The sequence below is a fragment of the Streptomyces aureocirculatus genome (assembly GCF_000720475.1).
GTDB classification, from domain to species: Bacteria; Actinomycetota; Actinomycetes; order Streptomycetales; family Streptomycetaceae; genus Streptomyces; species Streptomyces aureocirculatus.
Window position 1 is genome coordinate 24020 of sequence record NZ_JOAP01000054.1, and the last position, 26566, is coordinate 50585.

Genomic DNA, 26566 nt, shown 5'->3' on the forward strand with positions numbered 1-26566 from the left:
AGTCGCCGTCGTCGCCGATGATCCTGCCCTCGTCACAGGCAGGAGAGCCCGGTGTCCGACGACCCGCGACCGCCCACCGAAGAGCCCCGCCTGACCACACGCCTGCCCACCCGGCGCCGCCCCCGCTACCCGCTGCACGTCGTCGCCGCGATGCCCCTCGCCCTCGCGGGCCTGATCGCCCTGCTGGTCTCGGGCAACACCCTGCGCCCCTTCGACCGCATCACCACCGTCGACGGCAAGATGGCCTCCAAGTCCGACTACTTCAAGGACCCCGAGGTCCGGCGGCTGCTCCTGAAGCACGGGATACGCGTCGACATCCACCGTCTCGGCTCGCGCGGCATCGCCACCCAGTCGCTGCGCGGCATGGACGTGGTGTTCCCCTCAGGACAGCCCGCCGCGAGGCTGATCAGGCAGCGGCAGCAGCGGTCGGTGAAGGCGGCCCGGCCGTTCGTCACCCCGCTGGTGCTCGGTACGTTCAGGGACTACGCGCGCACGCTGGTCGCGGCGGGCGTGGCGCGCCCGCAGCGGCCCCCGGGCGGCGGCGAGACGCTGTACTACGACCTCGACATGCGGGGGTTCATGCGGCTGATCGAGGACGAGGAGACCTGGAACGGCATCGACTTCACCGCCCACTCCCGGCGCAGCAACGACGGCCGCGTCCTCGTCCGCACCTCCAGCGTCTGCGAGTCCAACGCCGCGGGAACGTATCTGAGCATCCTCGCCTTCGTGAAGAACGACAACCAGGCGCCCGGCACGGAGCGCCGCAACCGGCCCGCACGGCGGACCGCGGGCGACCCGGTCCTCGATGTCGCCGCCCAGGTCAAGCCGTTGATCAACCTTCAGGGCATGGCCGCGGACGAGCAGGCCGACAGCTACTTCTCCGACGAGGGCGAGGCCATCGCGCCGGTCTCGCTCATCTATGAGCACCAGTTCCTGAAGCACCAGGTGGACCACCAGAAGAAGCACGGCGAGCAGGACCGCAGGCGCGTCCTGCTCTACCCGTCCCCGCACGCCCTCACCGAGCCCGAGCTGATCTCCCTCAACGACGACGGCGACCGGCTCACCACCCTGATGGAGACCGACGCGGACCTGCGCCGCCGCGCCATCGAACTCGGCTTCCGGGTCCGCTTCTCCGGCGAGGACGGCACCAGCGAGCAGCTCAACGCGTATCTGCGCGAGCACGAGGTGCAGGTGCCGACGCCCAACCCGGACCAGACGAAGGTGGACGCCCCGGACCTGGCCGCCCTGGAGCGGATCATCAACCACGTGGGCAACTGCCCGCCGCCCGGCCAGGACGGGCCGAGGTGACCGCGCGCCTGCGGCAGCCGGCGCTCGCCCTCGCCCTGCTGCTGCTCGCCGCGCTGCTCAGCGGCTGCACGAAGGACTCCGAGCCGCACACCCTGCGGGTCCTCGCCAGCCCCGAACTCGTCGACATGGAGCCACTCCTCGACGAGTTGAAGGACGACACCGGCGTCGAACTGAAGCTGGACTACAAGGCCACCCCCGATCTGTCCGGGCCGCTCGACGGCTACGACCTCGCCTGGCCCGCCACCGACCGCTCGTATCTGCTGCGGCTCGGCGCGTCCGGCGAGCCTGCGGCCAGGCCCGAGTCCACGGCGGTCATGCGGTCCCCGGTGGTCGTCGGCCTGACCCGGGACACCGCGGACCGGCTGCGCCGGGGCGTGCCCGGCGGGCGGCTCACCTGGGCGGACATCGCGGACGCCGCCGCCGAGGGGTCTCTGCGCTTCGGCATGGCCGACCCGCGGCGCAGCGACACCGGGCGGGCCGCGCTCGTGGGCGTCGCCACGGCCGCCGCGGGCACCGGCCGGGCGCTGCGCACCCAGGACGTGTCCTGTGACCAACTGCGCGGCTTCCGCTCCGGCCAGACACTCACCGGCGCAAGCTCCCGCGAACTGATCGACACCTACGTACGCCGCCCGGACGCCGCCGACGCGCTCATCGCGCACGAGTCGGAGCTGCTCACCCTGAACGCGGCCGGGAAGCTGGCGCGGCCCCTGGAGATCGTCCACCCCGAGGACGGCATGGTCCTGTCCGACTTCCCGCTGCTGCTCCTGAACGCCGGTGAGCACCGGGCCTACCGCGAGGTCGTCGACTGGCTGCGCCGCGACGACGTGCAGCGCGACCTCGTGCGGCGGACCTGGCGGCGGCCCGTGGGCCAGGACGTGCCGCGCCCCGCCGCGCTGCGCGGGGACATCGGCAACGCCCTTTCGTACCCGGACCGGCCGGAGGTCGTCCGGCGCCTCATGGACTACTACGGCACCCCGGGACGCGACACCGGTGACCACGTAGTGTTCCTGCTCGACTTCTCGACGTCGATGCGCGGGCCCCGGATGGCCGCGCTGCGTGCCGCGTTCGCCGACCTCAGTGGCGCGGACCCGTCCGCGGCGGGGAAGTTCGCCCGCTTCTACCGGGGCGAGCGGCTCACCGTGGTGCGGTTCGCGGGCCGCGTCCTGGGCGAGCGCACGGTGACCGTACGCGGCGACAAGGACCTGCGGGCGCTCAAGTCCTTCGTCGCCGGGGGAAAGTTCGGCGACGACACGGCCGTCTGGTCGGCGCTCGCGCACGGCTACAGGAACGCGTCCGACGCGCTGCGCGAGCACCCCGGCCGCCCCCTGTCGATCGTCCTGATGACGGACGGCGAGAGCAACGCGGGTCTTTCGTACGCGGAGTTCACCCGTCGGCACGCCCGGCTCGCGCCCGCCGCGCGGTCGGTACCGACCTTCCCCGTCCACTTCGGCGAGGCCGACGCGAAGGCGCTGCGCCGCGCCGCCGACGCGACCGGCGGACGCATGGTGGACGCCAACTCCTCTTCTCTCTCCCAGGCGTTCAAGGAGATACGTGGCTGTCGTTGACGGCAAGTGGTGGGACGTGTGGTGGCCGTGGCTGACGGTCTGGCTGGCGACCGCGGTGTGCGTGGCGGTCCTCGTGCGGTACGCCGTGGCGCGCTGGGCCTTCGGGCGGACGGGGCGGCGGCGTGCCGCGCGGCGCCGCCGCACCTTCCACGGCATGTGCTTCTACCTGCACGAACAGCGCGTCATGGACCTCTACCAGACCGGAGGCTTCTCGGCCGCCCTGGAACAGGAGGTGGCCGATCGCACCAATGTGACGTCCGGGTACGGCCTGTGGGCGAAGGTCACCGGGGCGGCGGGTGCGAAGGCACGCCGTGACGTGACGAAGGAACGCTTCACCACCTACGTCCAGCAGAACACCCCCATCACCGTCATCGGGCTGCTCCTGGACACGATGCGGCGCGAGGACGCCGTCGTGCACGCCGACCTCACCACCGGCCGTCTCGTGCCCAACCGGTCCCTCGCCGACACGCTGCGCCACAGCGGTGACGACGAGCGGGTACCGCTGAGCGCCGTCATGTCGGAGTTCGTCTCCGTGACCGGTCGCTTCACGGCCCGCCGCGTCGGCGGTGACGCGGTCGTGCTGCGGGCGCGCTACGGCGACGGCGATCCGCCCGCGCACGTGCGCATAAGCTGCGCCGCGGACGGCATCCGCGCGGAGTTCCTGCACGAGGACGACTACTTCAGCGGGGAGTTCCAGGCCCGCTGCCTGGGCAAGGTGCGCACCTGGAACCGGGCGGCGGGGGAGCTGACCCTGGACGCGGTGGCGATCTTCCGCTGAGCGGTGGGGGCTGGGTGCTGAGCGGTGGGTGCTTGGTGTTGGGTACTGGGTCCTGAGCCGGGGCGTACGGCAGCTACGCGTCCGACTCGCGCTACGCGTTCAGCTCGGCCAGCACCCGCAGCGTCCCCGGGTCCCGCGCGAGGACCAGCAGATCCGTGACCGGACCCTTGCGCCACGCGTCGAGCCGTTCGGCGATGCGCTCGCGCGGCCCCACGAGGGAGATGTCGTCCGCGAACGCGTCCGGCACGGCGAGCACGGCCTCCTCGCGCCGCCCGGCCAGAAACAGCTCCTGAATGTGCCGAGCTTCCTCCTCGTACCCCATCCGTCCCATCAGATCGGCGTGGAAGTTGCGCGCGGAGTGTCCCATGCCGCCGATGTAGAAGCCGAGCATGGCCTTGACCGGAAGGAGCCCCTCGGCCACGTCGACGCAGAGCGTGGCGCGCACGAGCGGCGCGACCATGAACCCCGGCCGCAGTCCCGCGCCGAGCGCCGCCTCGTACACGTCCGTGCGGGTCGGCGACCAGTACAGGGGCAGCCAGCCGTCCGCGATCCGGGCGGTCTGGGCGATGTTCCTGGGGCCCTCGGCGCCGAGCAGGACGGGCACCCGGGTGCGCAGCGGATGCGTGATGGACTTCAGCGGCTTGCCGAGCCCGGTGCCGTCGTCACCCCCGTACGGCAACGGGTGGAACCGTCCGTCGAGGGCCACGGGCCCCTGCCGCGCGATGACCTGCCGTACGACGTCCACGTACTCGCGCGTCGCGGTGAGCGGCGACTTCGGGAACGGCCTGCCGTACCAGCCCTCCACCACCTGCGGCCCCGAGAGCCCGAGCCCGAGGAGCACCCGGCCACCGGAGAGGTGGTCGAGGGTGAGGGCGTGCATCGCGGTGGTGGTGGGGGAGCGGGACGCCATCTGCGCGACGGCCGTGCCGAGCCGGATGCGCGAGGTGTGCGCGGCGATCCAGGTCAGTGGCGTGAAGGCATCCGACCCCCAGGCCTCGGCCGTCCACACCGAGTCGTACCCGAGCCGCTCGGCCTCCCGCACGAGCGCCAACTGCCCGGGGTCGGGGCCGCGCCCCCAGTAGCCGAGCGCGAGACCGAGCCGCATACGCCCTCCCCGGTACGAGAACTGACGTGCCGTCAGATCCAGTGTCGCCGCCGCGGGCCCGTACGGCAACGGCCCCCCGCCCGGAAGGGCGGGGGGCCGTTGCCGCGTGCGGGGTGCGTGGGCTCAGCCGCGCTGGATCCCCGTGGTGTCCTGAAGGACGCCACGACGGCCGTCCTGCGTCTGCGCCACCAGGCTCTGGCCGCGCTGCTCCACGGCCAGGTACCAGGTACCGGGCGCCAGTTCCGCGATCGGGGTCGGCGAGCCGTCCTCCGGGTACAGCGGACGCGGGACCGGAACGGCGAACCAGAACGGCGAGAAGTCGCCCGCCGGAGCGGCCGCCTGCTGCGCCTGCGCGGGCGGCGGCGTCTGGCCACCACCCTGCGGCTGGCCGCCGTACGGCTGCGCGGCCGCGGGCGGCTGAGCGCCGTAGGGCTGACCGGGCTGGCCGCCCTGCGCGCCCGGGTAGCCGTAGCCACCGGAGGGCTGGCCGCCGTAGGGCTGCGCGGGGGCGGCGGGGCCGCCTGCGCCCATGAGGGGGGCCTTGAGGGCGGGGACGAGCTGCGTGGCGATCGCGGCGGCCACCAGGATCAGGGCGCCGATCAGTCCGAGGATGAGGCCGACACCGGCGTCGGGGCTGTCGGCGCCGCCGCCGCCACCGCCACCGAACCTGCTGTTGAGGAGTTCGATGAACTTGTCGTAGGACTGACCGGTGTCGAAGATCGCACCGAGCGAGCTCCAGGCGGCGGCGAAGGCGAGACCGATGCCGAAGGTGCTGAGGTCAAGACCTGCGACCTTGCGCTGCGAGCCCATGGCGCGGCCGACGACGATGAGTACGGCGCCGATGATGCCGGCGAGGTACACGCTCATCAGCAGGTTGCCGTTGTCCCAGGCGGTCGGCGCTTCGTCGCCACCGCCGTCAAAGGTGTCGAGGAACGAGGCGATGAAGAGCAACACCGCTGCTCCGATCACCACGCCGTCGCCTCGAGTGAGGGAGCGGAAATTCACTTCAGGTCCTTCGTCAGTCGTCTCGTTGTTGGAGGCGTCGCTGTCGCCGTAGTCGCGGTCGTGTCGCGGTGCGCGAAGCGCGGGGGTGGCCCCTCATCGTAGGGAGGACACTATCGTTCGGTCAGCCCGGATGTCTGCTCGGGATAAAGATCGTCACTCAGTGAAGATCTCGCGGTTGCCGTCCCGTGACGAGACGGCGTCGAACAGGTCACGACATGGGGTGATAGCCCGCGAAGTGCCCGGAGGGCGGTTGGCGACAGGCCCTAGGCGCGCAGGAAGTCCGAGATGCCGTTCGCGATGCCGAGGGATGCCTTCTGGCGCCAGCGGCCGCTCGTGAGGAGTGCCTCGTCCTTCGGGTCGCGCATGTTGCCGCACTCGATGAAGACCTTCGGGACCTTGGACAGGTTGAGGCCGCCGAGGTCGCCGCGGGTGTCCAGGCCGGTGCCGCCGCCGACGTAGTTGGAGGGGGCGCTCCCGGTGGCGCTCAGGAACCTGCCCGCGACGCGCTCGCCGAGGTCCCGGGACGGCGCGACGATGGCCGTGGTGTCCGCGGCGCCGCCCCGTACCGTCGCGGGCAGGATGACGTGGAAGCCGCGGTTGCCGACGGCGGAGCCGTCCGCGTGCAGGGAGACCACCGCGTCGGCGCGGGCGCTGTTGCCGATGCGGGCGCGCTCGTCCACGCAGGGGCCCCAGGGCCGGTCGGCGTCGTGCGTGAGGCGTACGGTCGCGCCCTCGCGGTGCAGTTGGTCGCGCAGGCGGTGGGCCAGGTCCAGGGTGAACCGGGCTTCCGTGTAACCCCTGTTGGTGGAGGTGCCCGTGGTGTCGCACTCCTTGGAGTTCGTCCCGATGTTCACCTGGCGGTTGATCTCGGCGGTGTGCCGGAAGTTGCCCGGGTTGTGGCCCGGGTCGATCACGACGACCTTGCCCTTGAGGGGGCCGGACGCGGCGGGACGGCCCGCGTCGGGGCGGCCGGACGGCTTCGCGTCGCCGCCGCCGGGCTTCCCGCTGTCGTCCGGTTCCGAGTCCTCGGTCGGCTTCGGGGCCGCGGTCGGCTGACCGGACCCGGCCGGTTTGCCGGACCCGTCCGGGTCCGCTCCGCCCGGCTTCGACGGGGAACCCTGCTCGGAGCGGCCGGCGGACGGCAGCGATCCGGCCGGCTTGCCGCCGTCCGGGTCACCGGCGGAGTCCCAGAGGAGATAGCCCGCGAGGGAGCCCGGCACCAGGACGGCGAGGGCTAGCACGAGCGGGCGGCCGCCGGGGAAGCGGCGGGGCGGGCGTGGGGGCTGACTGTCCGGGCCTACGTACGACACGGAGCGAGCCTATCCGCGCCGCCCGGCGGCCACACCGGTTCGGCGCAGGACGCGCAGCGAGTCCGTGGCCGAGATCTCCGTGAATGTGCCGGATTCCAGGGCACGGAGGTAGATCCGGTACGGGGCCTGCCCGGTCCACTCGTCCACCGGGTCGGGGAACACGTCGTGGATGACGAGCAGCCCGCCGTCGGCGACGTGCGGCGCCCACCCCTCGTAGTCCGCGCCCGCGTGCTCGTCCGTGTGCCCGCCGTCGATGAAGACCAGGCCGAGTGGGGTGTTCCACAGGGCGGCGACCTGCGGGGACCGGCCGACGACCGCGATGACGTGGTCTTCGAGGCCGGCGCGGTGCAGGGTCCTGCGGAACGTCGGCAGGGTGTCCATCCGGCCGATCTCCGGGTCCACCGTCCCCGGGTCGTGGTAGTCCCAGCCGGGCTGCTGCTCCTCGCTGCCCCGGTGGTGGTCGACCGTGATCACGCTCACTCCCGCCGCGCGCGCCGCGTCCGCGAGCAGGATCGTGGAGCGGCCGCAGTACGTGCCGACCTCCAGGAGCGGCAGCCCGAGCGCCGCGGCCTCGGCCGCCGCCGCGTACAGGGCGAGCCCTTCCTTGACGGGCATGAAGCCCTTGGCGGCCTCGAAGGCGTCGAGAACGTCAGGACCGGGCTCGGCGACGGCCATGGGCTCCTCCTCGGGGCGGGCGGGCGCCCGCGGATGCGTGTTGCGCGGGCGCCCCATGGTGCACCACACCCCCCGTCATGGTGGCCCCGGGGGGTGCGGTGGTCTTCGGCCCTCACCCCCCGGGGGCCCCGTTAGGGGCGCGGGGAACGGCGCGCGCAACCGGTGAAAGGCCGCAGACGCGTGTGCCGAGGGTTCCGCAGATGTGTCTGCGGTTGTTTCGTGGCTGGTCGCGCAGTTCCCCGCGCCCCTTCGGGGCCCCGTGAGGGGCGCGGGGAACGGCGCGCGCAACCGGTGAAAGGCCGCAGACGCCTCTGCCGAGGGTTCCGCAGATGCGTCTGCGGCTGTTTCGTGGCTGGCCGCGCAGTTCCCCGCGCCCCCTACGGGGGGCACCCGGCGCGCGGCGGTTGAGGGCCTCAGGCCAGTACTTCGCTGGGGCCCGGCAGGGACAGGTCGACCTCCACCGGAGATCCCTCGCCCCGGTGCGTCGCCGATGCCGCGTGCGGCGCGTGCCCCGCGGCCGTCGCGGCCAGGACGTAGGCGCCGCCCGCGGGGACCGCGAGGGCGTACCGTCCCTCGCCGTCGGTGAGCGCGGCGCCCGCCTGGCGCCCGCGGTGGTCGATGAGCGTGACCTTGGCCCGCTCGACCGGCGTCCCCGAAGGACCGAGCACCCGCCCCCGGAAGCCGCCGAGGGCCCGCTCGGCCGCCTCCAGGTGGGCGTCCTCCTCGCTGCTTGCCCGCAGTTGCGGCTTCTGCTCCGCCACGGCCCGGCTGCGGCCCGGCAGGAACAGGGCGAGCAGCAGGCCGAGCGCGACCGCGCCGGTGGCGATGAGGAAGGAGATGCGGAAGCCCGACATCGTCGGTACGTCGACGCTCCCCACATGGTCCGCCGTGTTGGCGAGCACCATGCCGATCACGGCGCTCGACACCGACGTACCGATGGACCGCATCAGCGTGTTCAGGCCGTTGGCCGCGCCCGTCTCGGAGGCGTCGACGGCGCCGATGATCAGGGCGGGCAGCGAGGAGTAGGCGAGGCCGATGCCCGCGCCCACGATCACCGAGATGACGATGGTCTGCCAGGGGGCGCTCATCAGGCCGAGGCCCGCCCCGTAGCCGATCATGATGATCAGCAGGCCCAGGATCAGGGTGCTCTTCGGCCCGTACGTCGCCGAGAGGCGCGCGTACACCGGCGCCGTGAACATCATCGTCAGGCCGAGCGGCGCCACGCACAGCCCCGCGACGACCATGGACTGGCCGAGGCCGTAGCCGGTGGACGCGGGCAGTTGGAGAAGCTGCGGCAGGACCAGCGAGATGGCGTACAAGGCGACCCCGACCATGATCGAGGCCAGGTTGGTGAGGAGCACCTCGCGGCGCGCGGTGGTGCGCAGGTCCACGAGCGGCGCCGTCAGGCGCAGTTCCATCACGCCCCACAGGACCAGGACCACGGCCGCCGCGGCGAAGAGCCCGAGGGTCAGCCCCGACCCCCAGCCCCAGTCGCTGCCCTTGGTGATGGGCAGCAGGAACAGGACGAGTCCCGCGGACAGACCGAGGGCCCCGAGCACGTCGAAGGTGCCCTGGGCGCGCAGCGGGCTCTCCGGTACGAAGAAGACGATGAGCGCCATGGCGAGTACGCCGAGGCCCGCCGCCCCGAAGAACAGCGCGTGCCAGTCGGTGTGCTGGGCGACGAGCGCGGCGGCCGGAAGGGCGAGACCGCCGCCGACGCCGATGGACGAGCTCATCAGGGCCATCGCGGAGCCGAGCTTCTCGCGCGGCAGCTCGTCCCGCATCAGACCGATGCCGAGAGGTATCGCACCCATCGCGAAGCCCTGGAGCGCGCGACCCACGATCATCACGAGCAGATCGTCGGTGAACGCGCACACCAGGGAGCCGACGACCATCACGGCGAGGCTGGTGAGCAGCATCCTCCGCTTGCCGAAGAGATCACCGAGACGGCCCATGATCGGGGTGGACACGGCGCCCGCGAGCAGCGTCGACGTCATGACCCAGGTGGCGTTGGAGGGCTCGGTGCCGAGCAGGGCGGGCAGGTCCTTGATGACGGGGACGAGCAGCGTCTGCATGACGGCGACGACGATGCCCGCGAAGGCGAGGACGGGGACGACGCCGCGGGTGCCGCGCGCTGCGCGGGCCGCGGCGTCCGCGGCGTCCTCAGGGGAATGGGTCGTCGCTCGGGACATGGGCGTGCGGCCTCCGGGGCGAAGGTGTGGCGCGGGGCCGCGGGCGCGCGGCGGGCGGGGCCCCGCAGGTACATGCAGCATGAACCTGTCTCCCCGGGCGACTATTCCTACGCATGTCGAACCAGAGGAACTCTTGACTCTCCATTGACTCGGCCGTTGACTCGTCCGCCATGCCCCTGACCTTCCGTCAGATTGGAACGTGTTCTAGTCTGGCGCCCGCCCCGGCAGCGGCTACGGCACCTCGGCCCGCCGAGGGACTGAGATCCCCCGCACCCCCCAAGGAGCCCAGCGGTGAAGAGCTACCTCGTCGGTGTCGGCATGACGAAGTTCGAGAAGCCCGAGAGCCGGGACTGGCAGTACTGGGACATGGCCAAGGAGGCGGGCACCGCAGCCCTCGCCGACGCCGGGGTGCCGTACGCGCGGGTGCGGCAGGTCGTGGCGGGCTACTGCTTCCAGGCCTCGACGGCGGGGCAGCGGGCGGCATACGAACTGGGCCTGACCGGGGTGCCGGTCTACAACGTCAACAACAACTGCGCCACCGGTTCGACGGCCCTGATGCTGGCGCGGCAGTTGGCCGAGGGCGGCACGAGCGACTGCGTACTCGCCCTGGGCTTCGAGAAGATGCGCCGCGGCGCACTCGGCGCGGGGGGCGGGGACGGCGACTTCGCGACGTCCCCCGTGGCCCGGCACTACGGCGTCATGGCCGCCCGCCACGGCTTCGAGGCCGCACCGCCCACGGCCCAGATCTTCGGCAACGCGGCCCGCGAGCACATGGAGCGGTACGGCACCACGCCCGCGCAGCTCGCGGCGGTGGCGGCGAAGAACCACCGCCACTCCACGCACAATCCGCTCGCCCAGTTCCAGGACGCGTACACCGTCGACGACATCCTCGCCGCCAAGCCGATCCACGCCCCCCTCACCAAGCTCCAGTGCTCCCCGACGTCGGACGGCGCGGCGGCGGCCCTGGTCGCCTCCGAGGCGTTCGTGGAGCGGCACGGCCTCGCGGAGCGCGCCGTCGAGATCACCGCGCAGGCCATGACGACGGACACCGAGGAGTCCTTCGCGTCGGGCAGTTGCGTCGACGCCGTGGGCCGCCCCATGTCCAGGGCGGCGGCACGCCAGGCCTACGACGCGGCGGGCCTCGGTATCGACGACGTCGACGTCATCGAGCTGCACGACTGCTTCTCCGTCAACGAACTCCTCACCTACGAGGCGCTGGGCCTGTGCGAGGAGGGCGATTCGGGCAAGCTCGTCGAGTCCGGCGCGACGACGTACGGCGGCCGCTGGGTGGTGAACCCCTCCGGCGGCCTCATCTCCAAGGGCCACCCCCTGGGCGCCACCGGCCTCGCCCAGGCCGCCGAACTCACCTGGCAGTTGCGGGGCGAGGCGGGACCGCGCCAGGTCCAGGGCGCACGCGTGGGCCTCGCCCACAACATCGGCCTCGGCGGCGCGGCGGTGGTGACGTTGCTCACGCGGCCGGGGGCGCAGGCCGACAGGAGGGGCCAGGCCGACAGGACCTAGGTCCCGCGCCCCAGGACCCTGCCGCTTTTTTCCGATGTACGGGACATGTTTGCGCTGCCACCATGGGGCGCATGCTGCAGACCCCCGCCGACACCCCGACCTCCCGGATATCCGGCCGTTCCGCCCCGCCGACGTGGCTCGTCGTGGCCGTGGCCTGCGCCGGCCAGTTCCTCGTCGTCCTCGACGTCTCCGTCGTGAACGTGGCCCTGCCGTCGATGCGGACCGATCTCGGGCTGAGCGCCACGGGGCTGCAGTGGGTCGTCAACGCGTACTCCATCGCCTTCGCGGGATTCATGCTGCTCGGCGGCAGAGCGGGAGACCTGTTCGGCCGGAAGCGGATGTTCCTGGTGGGCCTCGGCCTGTTCACGCTGGCCTCGCTCGCCGGCGGGCTCGCGCAGGAGGGCTGGCAACTCCTCCTGGCCCGGGCGGTGCAGGGCCTCGGGGCGGCCGTGCTCGCGCCGTCGACCCTGACGATCCTCACGTCCGCCGTGCCGGAGGGCGCCGCCCGGGTGCGGGCCATCGCCACCTGGTCCGCGGTCGGAGCGGGCGGCGGCGCCGCGGGCGGCCTCGTCGGCGGCCTGCTCACCGACGGCCTCAACTGGCGCTGGGTGCTGCTCGTCAACGTCCCCGTCGGCGTCCTCGTCCTCGGCGCCGCGCTGCGCTGGATCGCCGAGAGCCGCGCGTCGGCGGCGCGCCGCCTCGACCTGCCCGGTGCCGTCCTCGTGACCGGCGGCATCGCCACCCTCGCGTACGGCATCGTGCAGACGGAGTCGGCAGGCTGGACGGCCGTCGGGACACTGGTGCCGCTGGCCGCCGGACTCGCCCTGATCGCCGCCTTCCTCGCCGTCGAGGCCCGCGCCAAGGCACCGCTGATGCCGCTCGGCCTGTTCCGCGTGCGGTCGGTGTCCGCGGCCAACGCCACCATGTTCGTCTGCGGCATGGGCATGTTCGCCATGTGGTTCTTCATGACCCTGTACGCGCAGAACGTCCTCGGCTACAGCCCCCTGGAGGCCGGACTCGCCCTGATCCCGAGCTCCGTCAGCGTGGTCGTCGGCTCCAAGGTCGCACCCCGCCTCATGCGGATCATGGGGGCGCGCAGCGTCACGGTCATCGGCGTCCTCGTCGCCGCCGTCGGGTTCGTGTGGCAGTGGCAGGTCCTCGACGCGGGCGGCGCGTACGTCACCTCGATCATGCTGCCCGGCATCCTGATGATGCTCGGCGCCGGACTCGCGGGCACCCCCCTCGCCTCCCTCGCCACCAGCGGCGCGGCCCCCGGCGACGCGGGCCTGGTCGCCGGCCTCATCAACACCTCCCGCACCATGGGCGGTTCCCTCGGCCTCGCCGTCCTGTCCACGATCGCCGCGGCGCGCACGGGCACCCGCGAAACCGCCCACGCCCTCGCGGAGGGCTACGCGCAGGCGTTCCTGTGGGGCGCGGTGTTCCTCACGGGGGCGGTGGCGGTGGTGCTCGTCGCGATGCCGCGCGCCGAACGGGCTGAAAGCCCGTCCGGCACTTGAGGCCGAGCCGGGGTGGTGGTTCTCAGCCCGTCCGGCGTTTGAGGACGAGCCGTTCAGGCGATGGCGGGGGTCCGGGGGCGGCAGCCCCCGGGCGGCACCCCGGCGCCGGGCACGGCACGGACTACAGCCACCCCTGGTGACGTGCCTCCCGCACGGCCTCCATGCGGTTCCGCGTCCCCGTCTTCCCGATGGCAGCGGAAAGATAGTTCCGCACAGTCGACTCCGAAAGATGGAGCGCCGAGGCGATATCGGCGACCGTCGCCCCGTCGACGGCCGCCGCAAGCACATCGGCCTCCCGCCCCGTGAGCGGATTGGGCCCCGCCCCGAGCGCCGCCGCGGCAAGCGCGGGATCGACCACCGTCTCCCCGCGCAGCACGGCACGGATCGCCTCGGCGAGCTCCTCCACGGGCCCGTCCTTGACGAGGAACCCCGCCGCCCCGGCCTCCATCGCGCGCCGCAGATAACCGGGCCTGCCGAAGGTGGTGAGGATGAGGACCCGGCACTCGGGACACTCCGCACGCAGGTCGGCCGCCGCCTCCAGGCCGCTGCGGCCGGGCAGCTCGATGTCGAGCAGCGCCACGTCGGGCCGCGCGGTCAGCGCGGTGGGCACGATCTCGTCGCCCGTCCCGACCTGAGCGACGACCTCGATGTCCGTCTCCATGCCGAGCAGCAGCGCGAGCGCGCCGCGCATCATGCCCTGGTCCTCGGCGAGCAGGACTCTGATCATGGACTGTGCTCCTCCTGGGCGCCCGCCCGCACGGGTGCGGCGGTTCCGTCCTCCGCCCGCACGGGCCGGGGCTCGGTGTTGTCGGTGACCGGCAGCACGGCCGTGACCCGGAAGCCACCGCGCGGCCCCGGCCCCGACGTGAGCGAGCCGCCCGCCGCCGCGAGGCGCTCGGCGAGGCCCTTGAGCCCGCTGCCGGGCGTGGTCGAGCCTACGCCGCGTCCGTCGTCCGTGATCAGCAGACGGGTCTGTTCGGAGGTGCCGACGACCTCGATCTCGCACCGGGCGGCCCGCGCGTGCCGTACGACATTGGTGGCCGCCTCCCGCACCACCCAGTTGAGCAGCGCCTCCGACTGCGGGTCGAGCGGCGGCCCCGACTGCCGGACGGCCACCTCCACCCCGGCGGCGTCGAGCAGGTCCCCGACGCGGTCGAGCTCGGTGGCGAGCGTCCCGTCGCGGTAGCCCGTGACGGCCTCGCGGATCTCGGTGAGCGCCTGCCGGCCGACGGACTCGATGTCCGAGATCTGGGTCAGTGCCGCGTCCATGTTCCGCGGCGCGAGCCGCCGCGCCGCCTCCGACTTCACGACGATCAGCGAAAGGGTGTGGCCGAGCAGGTCGTGCAGGTCCCGGGAGAAGCGCAGCCGCTCCTCGGCCACCGCGCGCCGGGCCAGCTCCTCGCGGGCGGCGCGCAGATCCCGTACCGCCTCCGAGAGGGACAGGATCGCGGCCGTGACCATCGTGGACAGGAAGGTGCCGTACGCGATGTTGATGCCGTCCCAGCCCGCCCTGAACCCGGCGACCGCGCCCGCGAGGGTGCTCAGACCGAGACTCACAGGGCCCAGACGGCGCCCCCGGACGACCGCGCCCACGGCAAGGCCGAACAGCGGGAAGTACATCAGCCAGCCGCCGCCGTACCCGGCCCCGAGGCCGACGGTGAGCACGCCCATCGCGACCAGCGCGGCCATCGTCGCGCGCGACTCCCGCGCCTGCTTGTCGAAGGCGCGGAAGGCCACGGCGACGTAGAGGGAGTTGAAGGCGAACAGGCCGATGCCGCCGATCCACGGGTTCGGCGTCCTGCCCTGGAGCAGGTGCGAGAGCGCGCCGAGGCCCATGAGCAGCCAGGGCAGCAGCGCGAAGCCGTTGGGCGGCCCCGACTGCGTGAGGGCGTCCGCCTCGCCCGTGCGTTTCAGCTCCCGCCATTCGGCCTTCTGCTTCCGCCAGGCGTTCCGCTGCTCCCGCCAGGCGGCGCGGTGGGCGCGCAGGCCGTGCAACCAGCAGCTCACCCCGGTCTTCCAGGACATGTCTCGTTCTCCGTTCCGGTGGGCCCGCGTCCCCCGCGGTCCCGTGCGGGCGCCCCGCGCGTCACGCGGTTTCCGCCTGCCCTGCCGACGGTACGGAGGCACGCCGCCGCGCGACACGTCGGTCCGTACCGAGTCGGCCGGTACAAATGTCACCGCGGGGCCCGCGGGGCGGCCGGACCCGACCGTATCTGACGAGACGTCAGCGCTCTTCCCAAGCATGGGGCGCTGGGCTATACATGGGCCATCGGCCTAGAACGCGTTCTAGAACGTACGAGAGAGGTGCCGGAACGGACGCCGGGCCGCCGCAGACGACCTCGGTGCGGCCGACGGTGCGGACGGACGCACCGAGGTCTTCCCCCCGCACCCACACCCCGCACCTCGCACCCCGCAGTCCGCACCCCGCACCCGCACCCGATGTCCGCAGCCCGCGAGGAGCCGCCTCCCCATGCCCATCGATGCCGCGAAGGCCCTGGCCGCCGAACCCCGCAGCGCCGGGATCACCTGGGACCACAAGGACGTCCAGCTCTACCACCTGGGCCTCGGCGCCGGTGCCAACCCCGATCTGCCGAACCCCGCCACCGACCCCGACGAACTGCGCTACACGCTGGAGTCCCGGCTGCACGTCCTGCCCAGCTTCGCCACCGTCGCGGGCGCCGGAATGGGCATGATGGGCGGCCTCTCCGCACCCGGCATCGACGTGAACCTCGCGGCCGTCCTGCACGGCGGTCAGCGCGTCGAGCTGCACCGCCCGATCCCCGCCGAGGGCCGCGCCGCCACCACGTCGAAGGTCGCGGCCGTGTACGACAAGGGCAAGGCCGCCGTCATCGTGCTGCGCTCCGAGGCGGCCGACGACGAAGGACCGCTGTGGACGAGCGACGCCCAGATCTTCGTGCGCGGCGAGGGCGGCTTCGGCGGCGAGCGCGGTCCCTCCGCCCGCCTCGATGTGCCGCAACGCCCCTTCGACCGGACCGTGGAGCGCCCCGTACGGGCGGACCAGGCCCTGCTGTACCGCCTCTCCGGCGACTGGAACCCGCTGCACGCCGACCCCGAGTTCGCGAAGCTCGGCGGCTTCGACCGGCCGATCCTGCACGGCCTGTGCACGTACGGCATGACGCTCAAGGCCGTCGTCGACACCGTCCTCGGCGGCGACGTGACCCGGGTGCGCGCCTACACCACGCGGTTCACCGGCGTCGTCTTCCCCGGCGAGACGCTGCGCATCGGCATGTGGGAGTCGCAAGGGCGGGTCCAGGTGGTGGTCACGGCCGTCGAGCGCGGCGACGCGCCCGTCCTCGCGGACACGGCCGTGGAACTCGACTGACGACGAGAGGAGTCGCACGCCATGCGCGCAGCCCTACTGCACGAGACAGGCCAGGACAAGCTCGACGTGCTCGACGACGTGGAAGCGGTGGGCTTCGGCCCCGGCAAGGCCAGGATCCGGGTACGGGCCACCGGCCTGTGCCACTCCGACGTGTCCGCGATGAACGGCGTCCTTCCGCAGCCCGCGCCGTTCGTGCCGGGCCACGAGGGCGCGGGCGAGATCCTCGACGTCGGCGACGGCGTCACCCACGTCGAGCAGGGCGACCGGGTCCTGGTGTGCTGGCTCCCGGCGTGCGGGCGGTGCCCGGCGTGCCGGCGCGGTCAGACCCAGTTGTGCCTGGCCGGTTTCATGACCGCGGGCACGCCAAACTTCCGGCGCACGGGCGACGGTTCGGAGGTCTTCGGGTTCGCGGGCACCGGCACCTTCACGGAGGAGGTCGTCGTCGACGCGTCCTGCGCGGTGCCGATACCGGACGACGTGCCGTTCGACATAGCGGCGCTGATCGGCTGCGGCGTGACGACCGGACTCGGCGCCGCGATCAACACGGCGGACGTCGCCGCGGGTTCGTCGGTCGCCGTCATCGGCTGTGGTGGCGTCGGTGTCTCGGCGATCCAGGGCGCGCGGGTCAAGGGCGCCGCGGAGATCGTCGCCGTCGACCCGGTCGCCTCCCGGCGCGAGGCCGCCCTCAAGTTCGGCGCCACCCGGGCCGTCGCCCCCGAGGACCTGGCCGACGCCCGCCGCGGCGTGACGGCGGACGAGGGCTTCGACTACGTCTTCGAGGTCGTCGGCAAGTCGTCGACCGCGCGTACGGCGTACGAGACGACGCGGCGCGGCGGCACGCTGTGCGTGGTCGGGGCGGGCGCCATGGACGACCAGGTGCAGTTCAACATGTTCGAGCTGTTCTTCGACGAGAAGCGCATCCTGCCGTCGCTGTACGGGGGCGGGGACGTGCTCCGGTCGTACGAGCGGGCCATCGCGCTGTGGCGGGCGGGCCGGATCGACCTGGAGGGCATGATCACCCACCGGGTGCGGCTCACCGAGATCAACGAGGCCCTCGAACAGATGCGGTCCGGTGTCGCCCTGCGCACCTGCATCGAACTCTGAACCGCACGGTCCCCTCGGGACCTCTCACCCCCCGGGCCCCTTCGGGAGAGGAGCACGCCCCCGTATGTCACTGCCACACGAAGTGTCTCTGCCGCTCGAAGGTCTGGCGGCCGTCGTCACCGGAGCGGGCCGCGGGCTCGGCAGGGCCGAGGCCATCGAACTCGCGCGGCTCGGCGCGGGCGTCGTCGTCAACGACTTCGGACAGTTGGGCCGCGACGGCTCCGGCGACTCATCGGCGGGCCCCGCCGAGGAGGTCGCCGCCGAGATCCGCGAGGCGGGCGGCAAGGCCGTCGCGCACACCGGCGACGTGGCCGACCACCAACAGGCGCGCGATCTCGTCCAACTGGCCGTCGAGACATACGGAAAGCTCGACGTCCTGGTCAACAACGCGGGCATCCTGCGGGATCGCATGGTCTTCTCGATGTCGGAGGACGAGTGGGACTCGGTCGTACGGGTCCACCTCAAGGGCCACTTCAACACCATCCGCTTCGCGTCCGCCCACTGGCGCGAACGCTCCAAGGAAGCGGGCGGCCCGGTGTACGGGAGGATCGTGAACACCTCGTCCGAGGCGTTCATCGCCGGGTCGGCCGGGCAGCCCAACTACGCCGCGGCCAAGGGCGGGATCGTGGGCCTCACCACGTCCACCGCCCTGGCGCTCGCCAAGTACGGCGTCACGGCCAACGCGATCTGCCCGCGGGCCAGGACCCGGATGACCTCGGACGTGTTCGCCGGATTCGCCGAGCCCGCCGAGGGGGAGCTGGACCCGCTGGCTCCGGAGCACGTGGCGCCCCTGGTCGGCTATCTGGCCTCGCCCGCGGCGCGGCGGGTCAACGGGCAGGTGCTCGTGGTGCACGGCGGGATGGTGGCGGTGGTGGAGCGGCCGCGGGTGGCGGTCAAGTTCGACTCCGCGGCCGGGGTCTTCGACTTCCGAGAGCTGGACGAGGCGATGTCGCCGTACTTCGCGGGGCGGCCGGAGGGGGAGACGTTCGCGGCGCCGGAGGTACTTGGCCTGCGGCGCGGTTGAGCGGGGTTGCCTCGCGGGGCGTTCCGTGCGGGTCGGACTCCCGGTGGCGGACCCGAACGCCTGGCAGGACTGCGGCTGTCCCGTCTCACAGAGTTCGGCGGCAGGACAGCGCCTTGATTTTTTGCGCTGTGGGGCGGGTCTCGTCCATGCCGCGCTCGTATGCGGTGGGGAGGCGATTCTGGAACTTGCGTAGCCAGGTATCGCTGCTCACGTACTTCACCATGGCGTCACGGAGGCGTTCGCAGTCCTTGGAGTGGCCCTTGGGCAGGGCGACGCCATAGTCGACGGGCGCACCGAAACTGATGTCCGGGACGACAACGAGCTGATCTCCGTGCTCCTCCGCCAACGCGGAGAGCGCCAGACTGTCTGCGGCGAGCGCATGGACCTCCATATTCCGCACGCTGTCGATGCAGGAACTGAAGTCCGGCTCCACTCGCAGTGCGATCTCCCTGTAAGCGCTCTTCTTCAGAGCGTCTGCCGATGTCGAACCCCTCTGGACGCAGACGTGCTTGCCGTTGAGGTCGCCGATCTTCTGGATGCTCTGCATGTTCGTGGCCCGGACCAGGACACCTTGAGCACTGGATGCGAAGGGCCCCACGAAGTCGACCTCCCGCATACGGCTCGGCGTGATGGTGAGCGCGGCGTCCAGGTCCACCGCACGTTTCGCCAACTCGGATATCTGGCGGTCCCACGGGACATTGACGTAGATCGGTTCCGATTTGATCCGCGCCTCTTTGAGCAGATCCAAGAGCACATCCACGCTGTAGGCAGAGAATCCGCCCTCAGGGGGCCGGTAGTGACCGGTCTCGAGCCTGTCGACCCTCATTCCGACCTGCACCGTGTCGTCGTCGAAAAGACTTGAACCCCTCCCTGACGAATCACCACGTGAGCCCGCATCCGAGTCGCTCGTCAGCGGATTCCCCCACAGTGAGGAGAGCAGCGCCACGGCGGACAACGCGATGGCGGCCAGAACGGTTCGTGACCTCCTGCGGCGGGGCGTGGCTGGAGCTGTCGCCGAGCCGGTATCCGCGTCCGGCGGTGCCTGCGTGCCCGCTGCGGACGGCGTCTCCGTATCTCTGACCGGCCCCCGGACCAGGGAGAGTTCGCCGACCGCGCCGACGGAACGCCGCTGCGGACGAGGGAGACCGAGCCCGGCCAGCTCTCTGTCGATGTGGAGGTGCACCTCGTCCAGGGTGAGTGGACCGGGAACGGTCAGCGCGTGCAGCATCGCTCCGGTGAACGCCGTATGGGCGGCGCCGGGCGGGGCATGGGAGGGAGCGGTGGCCGTGGTGGACGTCAGGGTGTAGGTACCCGTCAGATTCAACTGTCCCAGGGCAAGCCCGCTCGGTCCGGCCATGGCGGAGACCGCCTGGCCGGAGAAACAGCAATCCAGCACGAGCACCCGGGCCTTGGCGCGGGCCCCGCCGACCATCCGCTTCACCAAGTCGAGGTGGACAGCGGAGAAACCGACGTTCTCGGTGTCGGTTCCGGTGAGGGCGAAGTGCAGCAGCCCGGCGTCGTCGAGCAGGCCGTGCCCGCAGTAATAGACCAGCAGCAGGTCCTCGGACTCACGGACCGCTCGGGACAGCGCCGCGCCGACGGAGTTCTGGTCCTTGGGGTCGTCCACCACCACGCAGTGCTCGGGCGCGAGCACACCATGAACCGGGTGGGTGAGGGTCCGCCGTAACGCGTCCAGGTTCGCCTGCACGGCAGGGATATCCGGCAACGCGGGATCGTGGAACGTACCTGTCCCGATCAGCACCGCCCAACTGGCCGCACCCTCCGGGAAGCGTGTGCCACTCATCCGGACCGCTCATCTGGTGCCGGAAACCGCTCTGCCACCTCCCGCAGGAGCGCCTGAGGATCGGCTGCGCGCCGTACGTCCAGCTCGATCCGCCGCCCGTCCTCCGTACTGACCGTGATCTTGATGTCGGTGCCGCGGGAGGTGAGCCAGGTGCACACCGACTGGATGAGCACTGCCAGGACGCCGCCCGAGCCGAGAGCCACCGTCAGCAGCTCCACGGTGGAGCCCATGTGTCCCGCAAGGGGAGGCTGCCGTCGGAGCCGCACCCGGCCGCGCAGGGCATCCTCGGAGACCAGCCAGTCGCGCAGCGCGATCATGTGCGCCTCGGCCTCCGGCGTCCCCGGGTCCTCGACGGCCACCCTCAGTTCCGTTCCGGCGTACATCCCCCGCACAACACCCCCATGGCGCAACGGACTTGATCTCATCATCATGGCACGGCTGCATCTCCCCGGTACGAAAAGTCCCCGCCCGCCCGCCCCGGGAAAGGGGCGGGCGGGCGGGGAATGAAGGAGGCTCAGGCCTGGGCCGGTTCGCGGCGGTGGCGGCCCCGGGGAGCCGTCTCCTCGTCGTGCTCCGCCACCGGACCCCGGTGCCGCCCACCCCCGGCGCGGTCCGCACTCCCGGCGAAGGCGTGGCCCTCCCGGGGGTCCCTCACACCCGGTTCGCGCGGCTCGGCAGCCACATTCTCGATCATCAAGAAACTCACCCCGTAGCAAAGATCGTTCGTACAGCCGGGCGAGTCTAACCGGCCGTACCACGTCCGCCGAGGGGTGCCTGCTGCAACGGCACGGGGCGCCTCGCCCGTACCGCGCTCGCTGCCGCCGCCACCTCGGCGGATGGATCCGGCGCGCCCCCCGCGTCCGGCGTGTCGCGCTCCGCGCCCGCGGGGCCGGCACCCCGCCCCGGAGCGGGCACCTCGACCCTGGCCATCCCGCAGGGCACGCTCCCGGTGACGTACGGCAACTCCAGGACCCCCTCCGGCGTGCAGCGCCCGGCACCGGGGAACCACCCCTCGGGGGCGCGCAGTTGATGGAGCCTGCGCTCGGTGGGCCGCCAGCCGTAGAGCCAGGGGGCGAAGGCGCCCGACCCGTCGTCCACGCGCAGAGCGACCGCGCAGCTCTCCGGCAGCAGCGCCTGCCCGGGCTGGATCGCGAACGGTGTCACCGCGCGCCCCGGAAGATGCAGACATTCGGGGAAGCGCACGGGCCGGGTGCTGCCCAACACACCCCAGCCGAGGCGGGTTTCGCCGGGGGCGTCGGAGCGGACGACGACGAGGCCGCTGTCGGCGTCGGCGAGCAGCAGCCGGTCGTCGCTGTCGGCGGTGATCTGGAGCAGCGGCGTCACCTCGCCGCCCCGCTCCAGATCCACCGCCACCGTCTTGGTGCGGCCGTCGAGAGCGCGGTCGAGCGCCAGTATGCGGTTGGCGCGGTCCAGCCAGACGCCGCCGGTACAGCGCCCGGGGATCTCCGCGAGATGCTCGGGCCCGAACGAGCCGCCCGCCACCAGCCACACGGCCGTCGAACGCGCCCCCGCCGCGAGGGCGTAGGCGTAGGCGCCGTGCGGAGCGGGCGGCAGCAAGGTCAGCTCGGCCCCCGCGTCCTCGGCGAACTCCACCCCGCCGAGCGGTACTTCGCCGGTGCCGGGGTCGGTCGGGTAGAGCAGCGAGAACAGGTGCCGTCCCGCGGCCCGGCGGTGCACGAGCACCCGGCCGTCGGCCATCGGCAGGACCCGGGTACCGGGCTCCTCCGGCTGGTGCGCGGGCAGCGGCACCGCGTACGGCTCGGCGGAGTCCAGGGTCCAGCGCTCGGGGAACCAGCAGCCGCCGCGCTGCGCGAGCCGGGCCGCGTAGGTGCCGTCGGCGGTGATGGCCGGGGGAGCCGCGGGTGCGGTACCGGTACCGGGGCCGGGCCTGGCGGCCGCCTTGACGCGGGTGCGGATCCAGGCCGAGGGGGCGCCTCCCGGCAGGGAAGTGGGCGGGGGTGCGGGGGGCGAGGGCGCGGCCACAGGGGCTGTCATCTGGGGTCACCTCCGTCGGCGACGTTAGTTTTCCGCCGTGGCCGGGGGGCTCTCGGGGCGTGCCCTTCACGCGTATGTGTGGCGGAGTGACGATTCGCCTGAGGGGTGGGGGGTGGGTGTGCTGGGTGGGGGCGAGCGCCGCTCACGCGGTGCTGGATTTTCCAGCCCGTCCGGCGTTTGAGGACGAGGCGCGGAGCGCCGATGAGCGGGGGGGCAGGGCCCCGAACCTCGGCCGAGGTCGCGGAACAGGCATAGCCGCTCGTCAGCGGGCCGTCGCTGTCCGTTACCCAGGAGCCCGGCGGGACGGCGGGAAGGTAGCCTTTCCCCGTGCCCCGTCTGTCTGAAGTCATCACCGCCCTCGACGCCCTGTGGCCCCCGGAGCGGGCCGAGCAGTGGGACGCCGTCGGCACGGTGTGCGGCGACCCCGAGGCCGAGGTCTCACGGGTCCTGTTCGCCGTCGACCCCGTCCAGGAGATCGTCGACGAGGCGGTGCGGATCGGCGCGGACCTGCTGGTCACGCACCACCCGCTCTATCTGCGCGGGACGACGACGGTCGCCGCGTCGACCTTCAAGGGCCGGGTCGTACACGACCTGATCAAGAACGACATCGCCCTGCATGTCGCACACACCAACGCCGACACCGCGGACCCGGGGGTCAGCGACGCCCTCGCGGGCGCCCTCGACGTCCGCGTCGTACGCCCCCTCGTACCCGATCCGACGGACGACCGCGGCCGCCGCGGCCTCGGCCGGATCTGCGAGCTCGAACACCCGCTGACCCTCGCCGAGTTCGCCGAGCGCGCCGCGGAGCGACTGCCCGCCACCGCGCAGGGCGTCCGTGTCGCGGGCGACCCGGGGCAGACGATCAGGACCGTCGCCGTCAGCGGCGGCTCCGGCGACAGCCTGTTCGACGCCGTGCGCGCCGCGGGCGTCGACGCCTTCCTCACCGCGGACCTGCGCCACCACCCGGTGTCGGAGGCCCGCGCGCAGGCATCGCTCGCGCTGCTCGACGCCGCGCACTGGGCCACCGAGTGGCCCTGGTGCGAGCTGGCGGCCGCCCAGCTCGACGAGATCTCCGACCGGCACGGATGGGGTCTTCGCGTGCACGTCTCGAAGACGGTCACCGACCCCTGGACCGCACACGCGGTGTCGTCATCCGCGCACCCGTCTGCCGCCGCCACCCTCGCAGCGAGCGCCTCCTCCGCCCCTACTGATTCCCTTGGAGCCCCCAACTGAACGCCGCGCCCGCCGACCAGATCCGTCTCCTCGACCTCCAGGACCTTGACCTCCGCCTCGCGCAGCTCGCGCACAAGAGCACGTCGCTGCCCGAGCACGCCGAGATCGAGTCGCTCACCAAGGACCTCACGCAGTTGCGCGACCTGCTCGTGGCCGCGCAGACCGAGGAGAGCGACTGCGCCCGCGAGCAGACCAAGGCCGAGCAGGACGTGGACCAGGTGCGCCAGCGCGCCGCCCGCGACCAGAAGCGTCTGGACTCCGGTGCGATCAGCTCCCCCAAGGACCTGGAGAACCTCCAGAAGGAGATCGTCTCCCTCGCCAAGCGCCAGGGCGACCTGGAGGACGTCGTCCTTGAGGTCATGGAGCGCCGCGAGTCCGCGCAGGAGCGCGTGAGCGAGCTCACCGAGCGCGTCGGCTCCGTCCAGTCGAAGATCGACGACGCGACGGGCCGCCGTGACGCCGCCACGACGGACCTCGACCGCGAGGCCGGGACCGCCACCAAGGAGCGCGAGCTCGTCGCCGGGTCCCTCCCCGCCGACCTGCTCAAGCTGTACGACAAGCTGCGTCAGCAGCAGGGCGGCGTCGGCGCGGCCAAGCTCTACCAGCGGCGCTGCGAGGGCTGCCGCCTGGAGCTGAACATCACCGAGGTGAACGAGGTCAAGGCCGCGTCCCCCGACACGGTGCTGCGCTGTGAGAACTGCCGCCGTATCCTGGTGCGCACCTCCGAGTCCGGCCTGTAAGGGGCGGCAGCGGTGCGGGAGTTCATCGTCGAGGCCGACGGCGGCTCCCGGGGCAACCCGGGCCCCGCCGGCTACGGCGCCGTCGTCATCGACCCCGTGACCGGGGAGACCCTGGCGGAGGCCGCCGAGTACATCGGCGTGGCCACCAACAACGTCGCCGAGTACAAGGGCCTCGTCGCGGGCCTAGGTGCCGCCCACGGGCTCGACCCGACGGCGCGCGTGCACGTGCGCATGGACTCCAAGCTGGTCGTCGAGCAGATGTCGGGCCGCTGGAAGATCAAGCACCCCGACATGAAGCCGCTCGCCGCGGCGGCCGCGCGGGTCTTCCCGCCCGGCCGGGTGACGTACGAGTGGATCCCCCGCGACCGGAACAAGCACGCGGACCGCCTCGCCAACGAGGCGATGGACGCGGGCAAGCGGGGCGAACAGTGGTCGCCCTCGACGTCCACAGCCGACCTCGACCGCCCTGCCCGCACCGGCGCGTCCGCGTCCCCCGGTACGTCCGGTGCCCTTGGCATCGCGCCGGGAGGGCCACCCGGGGACGCCGCGGCGGGTGCGGCGCGGGCGCGGGCTGCGCTCGCGGGGGCTGGAGCGGGGGCTGCGACGGCGTACGTGACCGATGCCGAGGCCCGCGGTGCGGCGGCGGACGCTGCCGACGCGCGGGCGGCGCGGTCGGTGGCGGCGGCGGGCGTGGAGCCGGTGGGCGGCAGCGGCGTGGCTGCCGACGCGGGGGGCGGGGCGGCTACCGGCATGGTGGGCGGCCCGGCTACCGGCGCGGTGGGCGGTCCGGTCACCGGCGCGGTGGGTGAGCCGGTCACCGGCGTCGACTCCGCCATCGACTTCGGTGCCGGAGCCGGGACCGGGACCGGCACCGGAGTCGATGCCGGAGTCGACGCCGTGGCCGCGGTGCCGCCCGTGGGGTGGGCCGCCCCCGCTGACCTCGGTGCGCCCGCCACCTTCGTGCTGCTGCGGCACGGCGAGACCCCCCTCACCCCGCAGAAGCGCTTCTCCGGCAGCGGCGGAAGCAATCCGTCCCTCTCCGACGTCGGCAGGGAGCAGGCCGTCCGCGTGGCGGCCGCGCTGGCCGCGCGCGGCACCGTGCGGGCCGTGGTGTCCTCACCGCTGCTGCGCTGCCAGGAGACCGCCCGTACCGTCGCCGCCCGGCTCGGCCTCGGCGTACAGATCGAAGAAGGGCTGCGGGAGACGGACTTCGGCGCCTGGGAGGGGCTGACGTTCGCGGAGGTGCGTGAGCGGCAGCCCGACGAGCTGAACGCCTGGCTGGCGTCACCGGAGGTGGCACCGCCGGGCGGCGAGTCCTTCGCCGAGGTCACCACGCGGGTGGCGGCGGCCCGGGACAAGCTCCTGACCGCCCACGCGGGCCGCACGGTGCTGCTCGTCACGCACGTCACGCCCATCAAGACCTTCGTCAGGCTCGCCCTCGGCGCGCCCCCCGAGGCGCTGTTCCGCATGGAACTGGCGGCGGCGTCGCTGTCGGCGGTGGCGTACTACGCGGACGGCAACGCGAGCGTGCGCCTCCTCAACGAGACGGCGCACCTGCGCTGAGCGCAGCCGCCTCCCGGGCCAGGGACTCCACCCGCGCCCAGTCCTTCGCGGCGACCGCGTCGCCCGGAAGCATCCAGCTACCGCCGACGCAGCCGACGTTGCGGAGGGCCAGGTAGGCCGGGGCGGAGGCGGCGGAGATGCCGCCGGTGGGGCAGAAACGGGCCTGCGGGAGCGGACCCGCGAGGGACTTCAGATACGCGGTGCCCCCGGCGGCCTCCGCCGGGAAGAACTTCATCTCGTCGACGCCCTGTTCGAGGAGCGCCACGACCTCCGAGGTGGTGGAGACCCCCGGCAGGAACGGCACCCCGGACGCCTTCATCGCGTCGAGCAGAGCGGGTGTCCAGCCCGGGCTGACGAGGAAACGGGCGCCCGCGTCGACCGCGTCCCCGACATGCGCCGCCGAGATCACCGTTCCGGCGCCGACGACCGCGTCCGGCACGCCGTCGGCGATGGCCCGGATCGCCTCCAGGGCGACGGGTGTCCGCAGCGTCACCTCGATCGCCGGCAGGCCGCCCGCGACCAGGGCGCGCGCCAGCGGCAGCGCGTTCGCCGGGTCGTCGATGACGACGACGGGGACGACCGGGGCGAGATCCAGCACGGAGGCCTTGGCGGCGGCAGCGGGGTTCATGCGGTCATCGTGCCCCGGGGTGCGCACGCCGCGCAAAGCCCGTTGCGTACGTTGCAACGGGCGTACGTGACCCGCGACCGCCTCACCCTCACCGCCGGACGGGCTCTTTCCCCCGCCCACCCGCCCTTCCACCAC

Annotated in this window: 23 protein-coding genes; 11 read left to right on the top strand and 12 right to left on the bottom strand. The window is 72.8% G+C overall.

The features are described 5' to 3' along the window. Positions 1-51 precede the first annotated feature (51 nt). Genes IG78_RS0135055 through IG78_RS0135065 form a run of 3 tightly spaced genes read left to right on the top strand, consistent with a single transcriptional unit; the run spans position 52 to position 3651 of the window. Complete coding sequence (locus IG78_RS0135055) at positions 52-1308, top strand: hypothetical protein (protein ID WP_030571582.1); 1257 nt, start codon at positions 52-54, stop codon at positions 1306-1308. Beyond that, positions 1305-2873 (top strand): vWA domain-containing protein, encoded by a 1569-nt coding sequence (locus IG78_RS0135060; protein WP_030571586.1) that lies wholly within the window; start codon positions 1305-1307, stop codon positions 2871-2873. Before IG78_RS0135055 ends, IG78_RS0135060 begins: the two co-directional genes overlap by 4 nt. After that, a complete protein-coding gene (locus IG78_RS0135065; protein ID WP_030571589.1) occupies positions 2860-3651 on the top strand; it encodes a hypothetical protein in 792 nt (263 codons plus the stop codon). The genes IG78_RS0135060 and IG78_RS0135065 overlap by 14 nt, the downstream gene beginning before the upstream one ends. 91 nt (positions 3652-3742) lie before the next feature. On the opposite strand, the gene IG78_RS0135070 is transcribed toward IG78_RS0135065, so the two are convergent. The 5 genes from IG78_RS0135070 to IG78_RS0135090 all read right to left on the bottom strand — a co-directional run bounded on the left by IG78_RS0135070 (position 3743) and on the right by IG78_RS0135090 (position 9938). Then, positions 3743-4756, bottom strand: coding sequence for an LLM class F420-dependent oxidoreductase (locus IG78_RS0135070; protein WP_030571592.1), 1014 nt, complete (start codon positions 4754-4756; stop codon positions 3743-3745). Between the two features lie 123 nt (positions 4757-4879). Continuing rightward, positions 4880-5761, bottom strand: coding sequence for a membrane protein (locus IG78_RS0135075; protein ID WP_030571595.1), 882 nt, complete (start codon positions 5759-5761; stop codon positions 4880-4882). A gap of 263 nt (positions 5762-6024) precedes the next feature. Beyond that, a complete protein-coding gene (locus IG78_RS0135080; protein ID WP_030571598.1) occupies positions 6025-7071 on the bottom strand; it encodes an N-acetylmuramoyl-L-alanine amidase in 1047 nt (348 codons plus the stop codon). Positions 7072-7080: 9 nt separating this feature from the next. Continuing rightward, positions 7081-7746: a class I SAM-dependent methyltransferase gene (locus IG78_RS0135085; protein ID WP_030571601.1), complete on the bottom strand. Its 666-nt coding sequence runs from the start codon at positions 7744-7746 to the stop codon at positions 7081-7083. Between the two features lie 413 nt (positions 7747-8159). Beyond that, the gene (locus IG78_RS0135090; protein WP_030571604.1) at positions 8160-9938 is read right to left on the bottom strand and encodes an MFS transporter; all 1779 of its coding nucleotides are present in this window, start codon (positions 9936-9938) and stop codon (positions 8160-8162) included. Positions 9939-10229: 291 nt separating this feature from the next. Between IG78_RS0135090 and IG78_RS0135095 the strand changes: the two genes are divergently transcribed. Both IG78_RS0135095 and IG78_RS0135100 read left to right on the top strand, forming a co-directional pair. Further along, complete coding sequence (locus IG78_RS0135095; protein ID WP_051853230.1) at positions 10230-11459, top strand: thiolase C-terminal domain-containing protein; 1230 nt, start codon at positions 10230-10232, stop codon at positions 11457-11459. Between the two features lie 71 nt (positions 11460-11530). Next, positions 11531-12976, top strand: coding sequence for an MFS transporter (locus IG78_RS0135100; protein WP_037687307.1), 1446 nt, complete (start codon positions 11531-11533; stop codon positions 12974-12976). A gap of 121 nt (positions 12977-13097) precedes the next feature. Here the strand turns inward: IG78_RS0135100 and IG78_RS0135105 are convergent, their stop codons facing one another. Both IG78_RS0135105 and IG78_RS0135110 read right to left on the bottom strand, forming a co-directional pair. Further along, a complete protein-coding gene (locus tag IG78_RS0135105) occupies positions 13098-13703 on the bottom strand; it encodes a response regulator transcription factor (protein WP_030571612.1) in 606 nt (201 codons plus the stop codon). Further along, the gene (locus tag IG78_RS0135110; protein ID WP_078965856.1) at positions 13700-15001 is read right to left on the bottom strand and encodes a sensor histidine kinase; all 1302 of its coding nucleotides are present in this window, start codon (positions 14999-15001) and stop codon (positions 13700-13702) included. The genes IG78_RS0135105 and IG78_RS0135110 overlap by 4 nt, the downstream gene beginning before the upstream one ends. A 445-nt stretch (positions 15002-15446) precedes the next feature. Between IG78_RS0135110 and IG78_RS0135115 the strand changes: the two genes are divergently transcribed. The 3 genes from IG78_RS0135115 (at position 15447) to IG78_RS0135125 (ending at position 18447) form a co-directional block, all read left to right on the top strand. Further along, on the top strand, positions 15447-16319 hold the full coding sequence (locus IG78_RS0135115; protein WP_030571618.1) for a MaoC/PaaZ C-terminal domain-containing protein: 873 nt from the start codon (positions 15447-15449) through the stop codon (positions 16317-16319). Positions 16320-16340: 21 nt separating this feature from the next. Continuing rightward, complete coding sequence (locus IG78_RS0135120) at positions 16341-17423, top strand: Zn-dependent alcohol dehydrogenase (protein WP_030571622.1); 1083 nt, start codon at positions 16341-16343, stop codon at positions 17421-17423. Between the two features lie 64 nt (positions 17424-17487). Further along, complete coding sequence (locus IG78_RS0135125) at positions 17488-18447, top strand: 3-oxoacyl-ACP reductase (protein ID WP_030571624.1); 960 nt, start codon at positions 17488-17490, stop codon at positions 18445-18447. Positions 18448-18532: 85 nt separating this feature from the next. Here IG78_RS0135125 and IG78_RS43160 read toward each other — a convergent pair whose 3' ends face one another. The 4 genes from IG78_RS43160 to IG78_RS0135145 form a co-directional block, all read right to left on the bottom strand. Then, positions 18533-20251, bottom strand: coding sequence for a caspase, EACC1-associated type (locus IG78_RS43160; RefSeq protein ID WP_037687310.1), 1719 nt, complete (start codon positions 20249-20251; stop codon positions 18533-18535). Continuing rightward, complete coding sequence (locus IG78_RS43165; RefSeq protein WP_157855987.1) at positions 20248-20634, bottom strand: effector-associated constant component EACC1; 387 nt, start codon at positions 20632-20634, stop codon at positions 20248-20250. The genes IG78_RS43160 and IG78_RS43165 overlap by 4 nt, the downstream gene beginning before the upstream one ends. A 131-nt stretch (positions 20635-20765) precedes the next feature. Next, complete coding sequence (locus IG78_RS0135140) at positions 20766-20945, bottom strand: hypothetical protein (RefSeq protein WP_030571629.1); 180 nt, start codon at positions 20943-20945, stop codon at positions 20766-20768. Between the two features lie 47 nt (positions 20946-20992). Beyond that, positions 20993-22267 carry a hypothetical protein gene (locus tag IG78_RS0135145; protein WP_030571631.1) on the bottom strand — a complete coding sequence of 425 codons (1275 nt, stop codon included), beginning with the start codon at positions 22265-22267 and terminating at the stop codon, positions 20993-20995. A gap of 327 nt (positions 22268-22594) precedes the next feature. Here IG78_RS0135145 and IG78_RS0135150 point away from each other — a divergent pair, with 327 nt between their 5' ends. From IG78_RS0135150 to IG78_RS0135160, 3 genes are read left to right on the top strand one after another with little or no spacing between them, the layout of a single operon-like run. Continuing rightward, positions 22595-23500, top strand: coding sequence for a Nif3-like dinuclear metal center hexameric protein (locus IG78_RS0135150; protein WP_030571633.1), 906 nt, complete (start codon positions 22595-22597; stop codon positions 23498-23500). Next, positions 23497-24240, top strand: coding sequence for a zinc ribbon domain-containing protein (locus IG78_RS0135155; RefSeq protein ID WP_030571635.1), 744 nt, complete (start codon positions 23497-23499; stop codon positions 24238-24240). Before IG78_RS0135150 ends, IG78_RS0135155 begins: the two co-directional genes overlap by 4 nt. 12 nt (positions 24241-24252) lie before the next feature. Next, complete coding sequence (locus tag IG78_RS0135160; protein WP_030571637.1) at positions 24253-25803, top strand: bifunctional RNase H/acid phosphatase; 1551 nt, start codon at positions 24253-24255, stop codon at positions 25801-25803. Here IG78_RS0135160 and eda read toward each other — a convergent pair. Further along, positions 25778-26431, bottom strand: coding sequence for a bifunctional 4-hydroxy-2-oxoglutarate aldolase/2-dehydro-3-deoxy-phosphogluconate aldolase (eda, locus tag IG78_RS0135165; protein ID WP_030571639.1), 654 nt, complete (start codon positions 26429-26431; stop codon positions 25778-25780). The two genes, IG78_RS0135160 and eda, sit on opposite strands and share 26 nt — an antisense overlap. Between the last annotated feature and the right edge of the window lie 135 nt (positions 26432-26566).